This is a genomic window from Enterococcus sp. AZ067, from assembly GCF_051715005.1.
GTDB classification, from domain to species: domain Bacteria; phylum Bacillota; class Bacilli; order Lactobacillales; family Enterococcaceae; genus Enterococcus_D; species Enterococcus_D casseliflavus.
Genome location: NZ_JBIOSY010000001.1, coordinates 2,465,903 through 2,479,064, shown reverse-complemented (window position 1 = coordinate 2,479,064; position 13,162 = coordinate 2,465,903). Strand labels below are relative to the sequence as shown.

10 protein-coding genes are annotated in these 13,162 nt (G+C 41.9%); 9 read left to right on the top strand and 1 reads right to left on the bottom strand.

Going from position 1 to position 13,162, the window contains the following annotated elements; translation table 11 throughout:
* Window positions 1–97 precede the first annotated feature (97 nt).
* From IGI82_RS11700 to lepB, 6 genes are all read left to right on the top strand, one after another.
* Window positions 98–1,084 (top strand): SGNH/GDSL hydrolase family protein, encoded by a 987-nt coding sequence (locus tag IGI82_RS11700; protein ID WP_266167315.1) that lies wholly within the window; start codon window positions 98–100, stop codon window positions 1,082–1,084.
* Window positions 1,081–1,731 carry a YpmS family protein gene (locus IGI82_RS11695; protein ID WP_010749381.1) on the top strand — a complete coding sequence of 217 codons (651 nt, stop codon included), beginning with the start codon at window positions 1,081–1,083 and terminating at the stop codon, window positions 1,729–1,731. Before IGI82_RS11700 ends, IGI82_RS11695 begins: the two co-directional genes overlap by 4 nt.
* Window positions 1,731–2,252: a peptide-methionine (S)-S-oxide reductase MsrA gene (gene msrA / locus IGI82_RS11690; protein WP_438842255.1), complete on the top strand. Its 522-nt coding sequence runs from the start codon at window positions 1,731–1,733 to the stop codon at window positions 2,250–2,252. The genes IGI82_RS11695 and msrA overlap by 1 nt, the downstream gene beginning before the upstream one ends.
* Window positions 2,245–2,466, top strand: coding sequence for a YozE family protein (locus IGI82_RS11685; protein WP_005229600.1), 222 nt, complete (start codon window positions 2,245–2,247; stop codon window positions 2,464–2,466). Before msrA ends, IGI82_RS11685 begins: the two co-directional genes overlap by 8 nt.
* Before the next feature lie 68 nt (window positions 2,467–2,534).
* A complete protein-coding gene (locus IGI82_RS11680; RefSeq protein ID WP_087627710.1) occupies window positions 2,535–3,965 on the top strand; it encodes a S41 family peptidase in 1,431 nt (476 codons plus the stop codon).
* A gap of 31 nt (window positions 3,966–3,996) precedes the next feature.
* Window positions 3,997–4,545, top strand: coding sequence for a signal peptidase I (gene lepB, locus IGI82_RS11675; protein ID WP_005229602.1), 549 nt, complete (start codon window positions 3,997–3,999; stop codon window positions 4,543–4,545).
* 128 nt (window positions 4,546–4,673) lie between these two features.
* Here lepB and IGI82_RS11670 read toward each other — a convergent pair whose 3' ends face one another.
* Window positions 4,674–6,167 carry a helix-turn-helix domain-containing protein gene (locus IGI82_RS11670; protein WP_438842254.1) on the bottom strand — a complete coding sequence of 498 codons (1,494 nt, stop codon included), beginning with the start codon at window positions 6,165–6,167 and terminating at the stop codon, window positions 4,674–4,676.
* Window positions 6,168–6,510: 343 nt separating this feature from the next.
* Here IGI82_RS11670 and IGI82_RS11665 point away from each other — a divergent pair, with 343 nt between their 5' ends.
* The 3 genes from IGI82_RS11665 to IGI82_RS11655 all read left to right on the top strand — a co-directional run bounded on the left by IGI82_RS11665 (window position 6,511) and on the right by IGI82_RS11655 (window position 12,938).
* Window positions 6,511–10,086, top strand: coding sequence for a SpaA isopeptide-forming pilin-related protein (locus tag IGI82_RS11665; protein ID WP_438842253.1), 3,576 nt, complete (start codon window positions 6,511–6,513; stop codon window positions 10,084–10,086).
* A 64-nt stretch (window positions 10,087–10,150) separates the two neighbouring features.
* On the top strand, window positions 10,151–12,019 hold the full coding sequence (locus IGI82_RS11660; protein WP_115232533.1) for a SpaH/EbpB family LPXTG-anchored major pilin: 1,869 nt from the start codon (window positions 10,151–10,153) through the stop codon (window positions 12,017–12,019).
* A 22-nt stretch (window positions 12,020–12,041) separates the two neighbouring features.
* Complete coding sequence (locus IGI82_RS11655; protein ID WP_438842252.1) at window positions 12,042–12,938, top strand: class C sortase; 897 nt, start codon at window positions 12,042–12,044, stop codon at window positions 12,936–12,938.
* Window positions 12,939–13,162 lie beyond the last annotated feature (224 nt).

Here is a 13,162-nt window from a genome sequence, read left to right as displayed (position 1 = left end):
GGGAGCTGTTTTCTTTCTTAAGTTTGAAGGATTGCGACTAGGAATTTTATGAGAATTTTGTTAAAATAGCAAAGATTACAAAGGAGTTTGAATACCTGTGAAATGGAAGAAATTAGTAACTTATTTGATCGTTGTGGGACTGATAGCCGTTGGAACGGGTGTACTGTTTCATTTAGCTGTTCCCAAAGCGCAACCACTGCTGACCCCTGTGGATAAGCTAGCAGCCAATGATTCGAAAAAATCCGCCATTGAATACCTCGCACTTGGGGATTCATTGACAGAGGGTGTTGGGGATGAAACAGCTCGGGGCGGCTTTGTGCCTATTTTGGCAGGAGATCTAGAGGACCGCTATGATCTGAGCAATTTAGTAACCAAAAATTATGGGGTCGCTGGTGAACGAAGCGACCAGATTTTAAAACGAGTCAAAAATGATGAAGACTTGCGCCAAGACCTTAGTCAAGCGGACCTGATTACTTTGACCGTCGGCGGAAATGACGTCTTAAAAGTGATCCAAAGCAATTTCTTCGGTCTGAGTATCGAGACGTTTACGGAACCGATGGCAGAATATAATGAACGCTTAAAAGATTTATTCGCTCAAATCCGTGAACTAAATAGCGATGCCCCAATCTATGTTTTGGGTATTTACAATCCATTTTATCTGAACTTTCCAGAGATCACCGACATGCAGACGATCATTGATAACTGGAATAAACAGACGGAAACGTTCGTCAATCAGCAAGAAAATGCCTTTTTTATTCCTATCAACGATTTGCTCTATAAAGGGTTAAGTGATGAGGTCGGTATTGCGGATACAGAAGAAGACGCAACTGAGGAAACAACACAAACAACCGACACTGGAAGTGTACCTGAGTCATCGGCGCCAAATGCTGATGAGACACAAAGCAGCACGTCGGCGACTACCGACTCATCGCAAGCTGTCGGGAATAATATCACCAACAATGTTTTGTATGAAGGCGATCGCTTCCATCCCAATAATCTTGGGTATCAACTGATGGCGAATGCCGTTCGCGATGAAGTGATCAAAACACAAAACTATTGGTTGCTAGAGGAGGAAGCAAAATGAAACCAAGCGAATCAACGAAGCAGCCGGAAAAAACAGCTGCAAGCACTAAAAAATCGATCAACTACTGGAAAATTGCTTTTCTAGTTCTGGTCGGCATCCTTTTGGGGACAACGGTTTTCTTTGCTTCAAGAATTTTTCAGCAGCGAGAAACTGGCTTAAATGAAAGTGCTGAACTTGTTCAACGGGAGGGCAGTCCTGTTCTGACCGTTAACAGCAACAAAAGCCAAGTCAATCAATTGATTGATTTTTATCTATCTGATTTTCAAAAGGATCAAGAGGTAAAATATAATTTTGAGCTGAGAAACGAAGCACTCTTAACAGGCGAGTTTCAAGTATTAGGGTTTCCTATCACGTTTTATCTCTATTTTGATCCTTATGTGACAGAAGAAGGCAATGTCCAATTAAAAGCCAAAAGTTTATCGATTGGCACCTTGGATTTGCCCACCAGTGAAGTAATGAAAATGATCAAACGTAGTTTTAAATTTCCCGAATGGATCGATGTCAATGCCGATGAACAAATTATACTGATACGATTGGATCAATTCCGCATGCAAAACGGATTGTTCATCAAGGCAAACAAAATCAATCTTGTAGATGATGAAATTCAAATGAGCTTATATTTACCAGCTGAAACGGAGGATGAATAATGGAACGAGCAATTTTTGCAGGTGGGTGTTTCTGGTGTATGATCCAGCCCTTTGATGAACTCGAAGGGGTGCATTCGATTTTTTCTGGCTATACCGCAGGACATACCGAAAATCCAACCTATGAAGAAGTCAAAAGCCATCAAACAGGGCATACCGAAGCAGTAGAAATCATTTTCGACCCAGAAAAAATCAGTTTTGAGGAGCTCTTGACGATTTATTGGCAGCAAACAGATCCAACCGATGCTTTTGGCCAATTTGAAGATCGCGGCGACAATTATCGTCCGGTCATCTTCTATTTTAACGAAGAGCAACGAAAAAAAGCCGAAGCCAGCAAAGCAGCACTTCAGGCTTCCGGTCGCTTTACCGATTCGATCGTGACTACGATCGAACCAGCGCAACCCTTTTATTTAGCGGAAGAAGAACATCAAGAGTACTACAAAAAGAATCCTGAAAATTTTGCTCGCAATCATGCCCGTCGAGCAGCCTTTTTAGAAGATCATTGGGAGCAAGAACATGCGTAAAAGTTTTTATAGCTATTTAATGGCAGTCAAAGGTCCGAGTCATACAGATGAGGCTCAGATCTTTGCCACTCATGCGAGTCATGATATTCAGTTTCCAAAGCACAGTGATGATTATGATGAAGTCTCTTCTTATCTGGAACTAAACGTTGATTATTTGCCATCCATGGATATTTTTGATCGTATCTGGGCAGAGTATCTCGAAAATAACAAATAAAAACGTCCTTCGTTTTGCCTGCATAAATGCTCAGAACGAAGTTGTTTTTTCTCAGAGAGGTGTTGTGAATGAAAAATGTAACGACAAGCCGATATATCGTTTCTCTTGTCTGTGTCGCGATTTTGTCGGGAGGCGGTGTCTACTTATGGCAAACAGCCCAGCAAAATCAGCAGACGACACAGCCGGCGACAGAAACGACGACAGAAGCCAGCGGGATGGAGAAAATCCAGTCGTTGTATGACCAGATCCTTGCGAATTATTACCAAGAAGTCGATGAGGATGCATTGATTGAGGGTGCTCTTCAAGGGATGACCGATGCGCTTGACGATCCTTACACGACGTATCTAAACCAATCAGATGCGGATAACTTGGATCAGTCCCTCTCAGGAAGTTTTGAAGGGATCGGTGCTACTTTGTCGATCGTGGAAGACTATCCCGAGGTCGCACAAGCGCCAATCAAAAACACCCCTGCAGAAAAAAGTGGTCTGCGCATGAATGATCGAATCGTCAAAGTCGATGGGGAAGATACGCAAGGACAGGAATTGTCTGAAGTCGTGAGTAAGATTCGAGGGGAAAAAGGCACGCAGGTGACCTTAACGATTCAGCGTGGAGCAGATACCTTTGATGTGGAAATCACTCGGGACGTGATCCCAATCGAAACGGTCCATGGTGAACTGGTTGAAAATGATGATACGATCGGTCGAATTGATATTACCTCCTTTGCCGAAAACACAGCAGCTGAGTTGAAAGAAACGATCACCGAGTTGCGGGAAGACGGTGCGAAGTCGTTTGTTCTTGATCTAAGACAAAATCCTGGTGGATTGCTGGATCAAGTCCAGATCATGGCAAGTATGTTTTTAGAAAACGGTCAAACGATCGTGAAGTTTGCCAACAATCAAGGGGTTGTCAGTGAGACCAAAGCGAGCGAAGCATTGGATGAAGGATTCAAAGTCACAGAGCCAGTCGTTGTTTTAGTCGACGGCGGCAGTGCCTCCGCAGCTGAGATTTTTGCCGCAGCCTTGCAAGAATCAGCGGATATCCCAGTCGTTGGTACGGAAACCTTTGGTAAGGGGACCGTTCAAAATGTGAAAGATCTGGGGGATAATAGTGAATTAAAAATGACGGTCATGAAATGGCTGACACCGAATGAAAATTGGGTCAACGATCAAGGTGTGATGCCGGACTATGAAGAGGATTATCCAGAATATGCGTATTTCCCGCCATTACCTCGTGATAATGCCTTAAAAGCTGGACAATCGTCAACGGCTGTCAACAATCTGAATCAATTTCTTAAAGCGTTAGGGTATGCCACGAGCGGCGATACCTTCAATGATGAGACGACTGCAGCTGTGAAAGCCTTCCAAGAAGCACATGACCTAAAGGCAACTGGTGAAGTCGATGCCGACACTGCCCAAGCAATTGAAAAAGAAGTAGCAGAAAAACTCAAAGCAGAGGACCCAGCGTACTTAAAAGCACTGTCTTTGCTTTCAGAAAAATAAGTAAGGAATAAATCGGAGAGGAGGTAGATTTGTGAATGCCAAGAAACAGTGGATTGATCGTTTTTGGCTAGTTGTGAAATATGCCTTGATCGCCTTTGCAACAGCCTTCTTGATTCGGGCATTTTTACTGATTCCGGTTCCTGTTGAAGGGAACTCCATGGAAGGAACGTTGCAACAAGGAGATATGGTAGTCATCGAAAAGATTTCACCGATCCAGCGTTTTGATGTCGTTGTTTTCCAGCTGCCAGATGGTTCGACCTATATCAAGCGGGTGATTGGCTTGCCGGGTGAGTCGGTGAAATATGTCAATGATCAGCTTTACATTGATGATGAACCGGTAGATGAAGATTTTCTAGTGAAAAACCGCAGCAACGATCATGAGTCTGCCTCTTATACCAATGATTTTGATTTGGAATCTTTATTGGGCGTGGAGAAATTAGGCAAAGACAGTTATTTTGTCATTGGTGATAATCGACGTGCCTCTAAAGATAGCCGCTCCTTTGGTCCTATATCAGGCGATGCGATTTTAGGCAATGCCCGCTTTGTTTATTATCCATTGACTCATATTCGGCTGATTTAGACTGAGAAAAATAGAATATTCTTAATAAACATCCCCCCTTGGAATTATCTGTTGATTCCAAGGGGGGATTTTGTATAGCAATGATCCTTTTTCAAAAGGATGTGGTTTGTATCGAGAAAAGGGTGGACTTAGGCGCTATTGGCAGTTATTCTTTGTATTTTTTCATTAAAAGCAGCCAAGAGTTTCTGACATAGATTCGTTTCAAAATCACGGTAGCGGCAAAAATCAATGATCGCAGTGTTTTCCTCGGTTGTAAAAGGAGGTAAAAGCTGTGGGGAACTCAGAATATAAAAGTCAAAGGGTTCCTCTGTGGGCAGCGTGATCCGTTCAATTTCAACATAGGGCAATCGTTCACATATATTAAACACTTCCATTGAGACCAAGTAATTGGATACATAGACAAAAGCAACTTTAAGCTTATATTTCTGTTCCTTTTCGATGTAAATGGGGTAAAGCAAACACGCTTGATAAAAAGCAAGATCCGTATAACAGGCTTTTAACCACTCGTAGCCTTTGCGATTTGCTATTTTACGCCAAAAACTCTGAATCGTATTTGTCAAAATCGTATGTAATGGGTACTTATCTTTGATTATAGTAGCTTCAAAAAAATTTAAAAGAGGGACTTTTTGCTTGAATATGCAGAACTTCAGCAATGTAAGATATGTATTCATATAAAGAAACGATTGATGGTCGAAATCAAAATCACAGAGAAATTTTTGGCAGTGTGCTTCAAATTCAGCCATCAGTTCCTTTAACTCCGATTTTTCATGCTTGTAACAGTCTTGAATGATCGGAAGGCGCACGTCTGCTGCTGAAGTTAGCATCGGCCAGTAATAAAAAAGGAAAAACAAAGCATTGATCTCAAGAATATCTATCGCTGAATCAATGATTTCAAAAAAAGCTGAAAAGAAATCAAGATTTTCACCACTGGGAATAAAGGACTGGTTCGTTAACTGATAAAGATTTGTCGCGTGGCCATTCTTGATACGAAATAGACAGATTTTGCAATGAAGCAAGGCTTCTTTTTTGCCAATCTCATACTTGCTTTTGTACTTCGTTCCTTCGTAAGTCACAAAAAGCTCTTCGATCTCTTGATCAAATGCCCTCGCCAAACTATCTCCTAAAGAAATGTGCCAGATAAAATTAAACAATAAGATGCGAATCACCATCTCCGAACCTGAAAGTGCCATAGCGGACTGATTTAACGTCACGTTGAATTCTTTCAAATGGTCTTGCAGCTTCTTTGTTTGCCGAAAGCAAGTCGAACGACTGATATAGTTTCTTTGGCAAAATGCCAGTAAATTTTCATCTTGATTGGTCAAGATGCTTAACAATAATTTGTAAGAAATACTTTCTTGCGCTAAAAATTGCTGATATTGGTTGTATTCAATCAAATTTTTAGGAAGATTCAGGGTGTTTTTATGTAATGAAAGATTTACTGGGGAGAGGTTTTGCAAGTCGAGTTGGATCGAGGAAAGTAAACTTTTCAATCGTGTTGTACTTAAGTGGGTCAGATTTTTCACGAACTCTAGGTTGTATTCACCCGGAGCAATTGATAATAGTTTTCCGTAGAGTCCGATTTTGTCTAACGCTCGGGTATCTAAGAGTATTTTTTCAATCAAATGATCACCTTCTTGTTTTATTAATAACGTATTTATATAACGGTGTAAAGACACGTCTCAAAACTTTTGCTTTTTTTTAGAAAAATTGAGACAAATTTTTCATAGAACTGTCTCATAAAGAACAAAAATAGAAATCGCAGGTGAAAAACGATAGTTTTTTTACATTATTAAATAACATATAGATAATGAATTAACTTTAAAATAACCAACTTTTTTTTCTTATGAATAACTACAGGTGTGCCAATTAGTTCTATTTTTCAGAAAATAAAAAAAAGAGGTGTCTTTTGCTTCTTTCTTGTATGATCAGCTTGTAATTTTTGATTCTTTGAAAGGAGGTCTTTTTATGTTTTTGACAAAGAGACACCACTGGTTCTCTTTCATTTTCTGTATGTTAGGGGGAATATTATTTTTCATTTATTCGAGTTTGCAAATAAATGGGACTGCAAGTGCACAAGAAGAACATACGATCACTATTGCTGAAACGAAGCAGATCAAACTGACTAGTCACCAAGAGGGCACTCAATTTTCTTTATGCTATCAGCTACCACAAAAAAACAAACAGCAGCGTCTCTGGGTACAACTATACGCGATCGATGAAACGAAGGAACAGTTGTTACTAAAAACAAGCAATGAAGAGATGACTCAAGTCAAGGATGATTCCGCACAGTCTTGGCTTACAACCCAAGATTTCTTGCAAACACCAACGGAACAAGAACTAATCTTTCAGCTGCCTGAAGAAACGAAAAAGCTAAAATTGATGATTCAGATCGAAGAATATGACAAGGAAGGTGAAGAATCGTACAACCTACTGTCTTTGAATGAATCAGTTTTTGAAATCCCACTTGCCACAAATTCTGCTTCTTCAGAAACATCAGAAGTCAATTCTGGCACTGGATCCTCTTCAGAAGCCGTGAGTGAGTCGACCTCGGAGCAAGCGGCGACTGAAAGTTCAAAAGAAGTTTCGAACGAAGAAACGAAGGTAGAGACAAACGAGACAGGAACGGCGACAAGTGCTTCTGAAGAGGAAACGCTCATTGAACCATTTAAACAAGAACGTCTTTATCAAAAAACGACTGTTTCACAAACTTTTGCTTCGATTGAACCAGATTATACGACAGACCAAAGCGGGACGTATCCTGCGGCGAACTGGAAAACTGATGAAAACAGTAACGTCTTAAATCATCAGGGGAACAAGGATGCAGGCGAAACGTGGGACGGCATAACTACATGGAATGGCGATCCAGCAAATTTGACCCATTCATATATTGAATATGGTGGTGTAGGAGACGAAGCAGATTTCGCGCTACGAAAATTTGCCAAAGAGACGAATACCCCGGGACTATTTGATGTCTACCTAAATGTACGAGGGAATGTTCAACGTCAAATTGATCCCATTGATGTCGTGTTGGTAGTGGATTGGTCAGGCAGTATGAATGAGATGGGACGGATCGCAGAAGTGAAAAAAGGCGTGGATCGCTTTTTGAATCAAATTGAAGGAAGCGGCATTCAGGATAGTGTCTACATGGGCTATGTCGGTTATTCCAGTGATGGCAGCAATTATCAAAACAAAACCTGCCAATTAGGAAAATTTTCTGAAGTCAATGAGACGATCCGATCGATGACGCCAGAAACAGCAGCTGGGGGAACCTTTACACAAAGGGGGCTACGTCAAGCAGGGGATATGCTATCGACGCAAAATGGACATAAGAAAGTCATCGTTTTGCTAACGGATGGCGTTCCTACTTACAGTTATCATGTGTCTAAAGTGCATACACAGGCAGACGGCAGTTATTATGGAACCGACTTTTCTCTTACTCAAGACCAGCCGATGAATACATCGTTTCTCTACAATGGCTATTTTGCGTTTGATCAACAGAACAATTATAAATGGATCAACAATACCTTTATCGCCACGATTGGTGAAGCGATGGCGTTAAAAGAACGTGGTATCGAGATTCATGGGTTGGGGATTCAACTGCAAGGAGATCAAACGGCTGGGTATACAAAGGCCGATGTCGAGAAAAAAATGAGACAGATGGTTTCTGCTGATGAAGATGGCCATCTTTATTATGAGTCAGCCAATGAAGCAGCGGATATTGCCGACTATCTCGAGAAAAAAGCCCTTCACATTTCGGCAACAGTCACCGATGGCGAGATTACTGACCCCATTTCGCAGCCATTTGTCTACGAAGAAAATAGCTTGTCCGTCAAAAGTGTCGGGTCTGCTGCTCTAACGGTGCAGCCTGACATTTCGATGTCTGACAATACAATCCATGCTTCAGGTCTTTATTTAGGCGAAGGGCAAGAACTGCAAATTCATTATCAAGTGCGGATTCAAACAGAAGCAGCGGATTTTAAACCAGATACTTGGTATCAAATGAATGGCGAAACGGTATTTTATCCGAATCATCAGTCCGATCAAAAGGCATTGTTTGGTGTGCCATCCGCCAAAGCACCTGGGAAGGAGGTGACGATCAAAAAGCACTGGGAAGAATACGATGGCGATACCTCCAGTCGTCCTGAAACGATCTATTTTGAAATAAGCAGGAGTCCTGTCAGCAATGAGAAAAGCTGGCAAAAAGGGTATCTCAAACTTACTGAGACCGATGCCCAAGACCAGACAACTTGGGAACGAAGCAAGGTTTACGCGCTTTCTGAAAAGGATGGGCCGGAGTACGAAGAAACCCGTTTACTGCCGCTGTATAACAATCAAGGAGAAACTTTTGATTATCAAGTCACAAATGAGCGAGCAGTGGCAGGTTATGAAGCGACAAAAGTGGACGCTTATACATGGAAAAACACAAAGGCGTTTGTGCCCTTGGCATTAAACCTGATCAAAAAATCCGCTGTAGGAGAGGTGAAGCTGACAGGTGCCGTTTTTGAATTAACGGGGGCAGGAGAGACAGTGACCCTTGTGGACCAAGGGGATGGAACGTATGAGCTGCCAGCAGATACTGTGTTGCAAAAAGATCAGACCTATCGTTTGGAGGAAGTAACTGCACCGGCGGGACATCATTTGTCTAAGCAGACAGAGTGGCTAATTCATATCGATGCGCAAGGGAATACGACGATCGATGGGCAACCCGTCACAGTGGACGATCATACGATTACGCTGGAGATCACCAATCCGTTTACAGAAATTCCAGTTGCTATTCGAAAATATACGGTACAAAAAGAGCAGCAAGTACTGTTAGCTGGGGCTGTCTTTTCTCTGCAACAAAAAACAGCAGCGGGGGATTATCAAGAAATTGCCTCAGAAACATCGAATGACGTGGGGATGGCTGAATTTACGATCCTTGAGCCGGGCGCTTATCGCATCTCAGAAACAGCTGGTCCGCTTGGATACGATACGATTGCTGGTGATTATGAGTTTGTCGTTGGTTCAGACGGAAAGATCCAGTATCAAGGGGAAAACGTCGCTGCAGATGCCAACTGTTGGACTCTTACCCATGGCAATCAGTTAAAACCTTTTGATTTGGTTGTCAATAAACAGGATGAAGTGGGACAAGCGCTTGAGGGAGCCAAATTCCGCTTAAGCGGAAACGGTCAGACGATAGAATTACCAGAATCCCAAGAATCGTTAGCGGTATTTCATTTCCATGATCTAACACCGGGTAGCTATACCTTAGAAGAAATTGTTACGCCTGCAGGCTATGCTGGTTTAACAGCACCTGTGAAAATCAGGATCGAAGAGGATGGCAGTGTCTTGATTGACGAAAAATTGCAGCCGAATCTTCTTGTTTCTGGAGAAAAGAACAATCAAATAGAATTGATCGTCACCAATCAAGTAAAAGTGTCTCTTCCTGAAACAGGAGGGAATTGGCATGGGTGGCTGGCGATTCTTTCAGCAGGTCTACTAGTCCTTTTAACAGGTAGCTATCTGTACGTTACGCGCAAAGATAAGCCCTCATTAAAGTAATTTGACCATTCGTGAAATAAACAAAAATATCAAACATATCAAACATAGAAGAGAGGAAAGAACAATGAAAAAGATTTTTAATCATACGAAAATGGTTTGTCTCCTATTTTTACTTCTGCCATTTGTCTTTTTTGGAACGAAAAATCAGCAAGTATCCGCAGAGAGCAATTTGGCACAGGTCCATCTGCATAAAAAGAAAATGGTCAATTTGCCAGGTTCATTGATTCAAAATAGTGGGACTGAGATGGCAGAGTTTGATCAATACCAAGGCTTAGCCGATGTCACTTTTTCTGTCTATGATGTGACCACAGCATTTTATGAAAAACGATCTGCAGGGGCATCCGTTGAAGAAGCCAAGCGTCAAGTCCAAACCTTGACGCCTGGTTCCCCTGTAGCTAGCGGGAAAACAGATGCAGCCGGTGATTTGGTTTTTGAATTGCCGAAAAAACAAGCCGATCGGGATGCAGTTTACACCATTGTAGAAGACCCTAAAGACGGTGTTACCACTGCTGAGAACATGGTGATCGCCTTTCCTGTTTACGAAATGATCCAACAAGCAGACGGGTCGTATGCTTACGGGGAAGAAGAATTAGACACGATTCATCTTTATCCTAAAAATACTGTCACAAATGAAGGAACGCTCCTTGTGAATAAACGAGGAACGGGGGAAAACGAACCACTGAATGATGCGGAATTTGTCATCTCAAAGCAAGAAGGAAACGCACAGACCAAGAAATATATTTTAAGTGCAGCCGATGGACTTTATACGTGGACGACTGACAAACAAGCAGCGTACCGCTTTTTAACAGGTAAACAATATGCTGCTGGAGAAACGACCATCGATGTTGAAGAAAACCAAAAAGGACAGTTAAAAGTTGAGCAGTTAGAAGCAGGCACCTATCAATTAGAGGAAACGAAAGCCCCAAGTCAAGCCGCCTTGATCGAGCAAGAAACCATCAAGGATTTTTCGATCGCAGCAGGCAATGACGTCACGGTTGAGTTAACAGTCAAGAATGACACGACAAATGTTACCAAAACAACACCACAATTAGACGGCAAAGACGTGGGAATCGGCGAAAGAATTCAATATCACCTAACGGTCAATATCCCATTAGGTATCCAAGACAAAGTAGGAGCAGAAAACAAATACAAACATTTCCAATTGATCGATGCGCACGATCCAGCGTTGACTTTTGAAAATACAGCAGAGGGAGAAACTGGCTATGCGTTGTATGATGGAGAAAAGAAAATCGATTCAACGAACTATCAAGTAACGGAAAAAGAGCATGGCTTTACGGTAACCATCAATCCAGAATTTGTGCCGCAACTAACGCCGGGAAATCAATTGCGCTTTGTGTATTATATGTATTTAAATGAACAGGCTATGCCTATCAATGGCTTTACGAATGAAGCAAATGTAGAAACAGATTTCATGACGGATCAAACGCCCCCAAGCGCGGAAGTTTTGACAGGGGGCAAACGCTTCTTAAAAGTCGATGGGGCTGTGACCGCTACCGAAGCGCTGGCAGATGCAGTTTTTGTTGTACGAGATCAAGACCGTGATGATGCCAACTACTTGAAAATCGAAGAGGGAACCAAACAGGTATGTTGGGTGCAAACAGCGGATGAAGCGACGAAATTTACCACAGGTACAGATGGATTGGTCGATATCATCGGGTTGAAATTTGGCACGTACTATTTGGAAGAAGTAAAAGCACCGAAAAATTACGTGCTGCTAACAAATCGCATCGCTTTTGATGTCCATGAAACGTCTTATGGAACGAAAGAGCAATTGGGAGAGCCCGAAAAAGTTCCTAACCGCCGCAAAGGAACCTTACCAGCAACTGGTGGTGTCGGCACGTATTTAATGGGCGCAATCGGAGTGGTGATCGTTGGTTTAGCAGGGGGTTATTTTGTAAAACGGAAAGGGTAAGTAAATGAGATGAAAAAGCACGATGAGTATCAGACGAAGAAATGGCGTAAAAGCATCAACTAGAAAAGTAACTTTATTGGATTTTTTGATGGGTGTTCTGCTGCTGCTAGGGGTTTTGATCATCAGTTATCCTTTTGTAAGTAATCAGCTCAACACGATTTTGGATCAACAGTTGATCAGTTACTACCAAAGCCAAGCCAAAAAAATGAGTGAAATAGAAAAACAACAAAAAAGGAACCAGTTGGAACGAGCAAATCAAGAGCTGGCACAGCAGCCAAGCAATCCTGGAATCAAAGAAACGCAAGATTTATCAGAAACAAGGGACTCAGAATCAGTTGATACACCTGATTACTATGAACGACATACGATCGGCGTCTTAAAGATCCCCGTGATTGGTGTCGCTCTCCCGATTTTTGATCAAACCACCGATACGTTGTTAAAAAGAGGCGCAACATTATTGGAGGGCGCTTCGTATCCAATAGGTGGTGAAGATACCCATGCGGTTCTTTGTGGGCACCGTGGGTTAACGAGTGCAACGCTCTTTACTGATCTGCCTAAGTTGCAGATCGGTGATGAGTTTTATATCGAAACGTTTGATGATACATTGGCGTATCAAGTAGATCAGATAAAAACGGTCGACCCTGATGATACTCAGGCATTAAAAATTGTGAAAGGCAGCGATTACGTCACGCTGTTGACCTGTACCCCCTATATGGTCAATAGCCATCGTTTATTGGTACGGGGCAAAAGAATTCCTTATGTTGAAGAAAAAGAAACAGCCGCCGCCAAAAAAGCACAGCAGCAAAAAGTAGGATTGATGCTAGGCGTGATCACTGTTCTTATCCTCCTCTTGTTGATTAGTAACAGGATTCAGCGGAAAAAACGTCTTCATTCGAATACTTCCATTGATGAAAAGTAAGGATCGTTCGTTTTTCTCACTAAGTAGAAGAAAATGACTTTTTAACCTTAGTCAGAATGAAACATGTCGTGTGAAATATGGTACAATAACTAAGATAAAAGATAGCAAAAAAGCAGTCAGACTATTGTGAGTGTGTTAGGAAAAACCAAAATAAAGCGGTAAGGATGCTTCATTCAACCACTTCCCCAAAATTAAAAGTCAAGGAGCGTTGAAACAAACGCGCT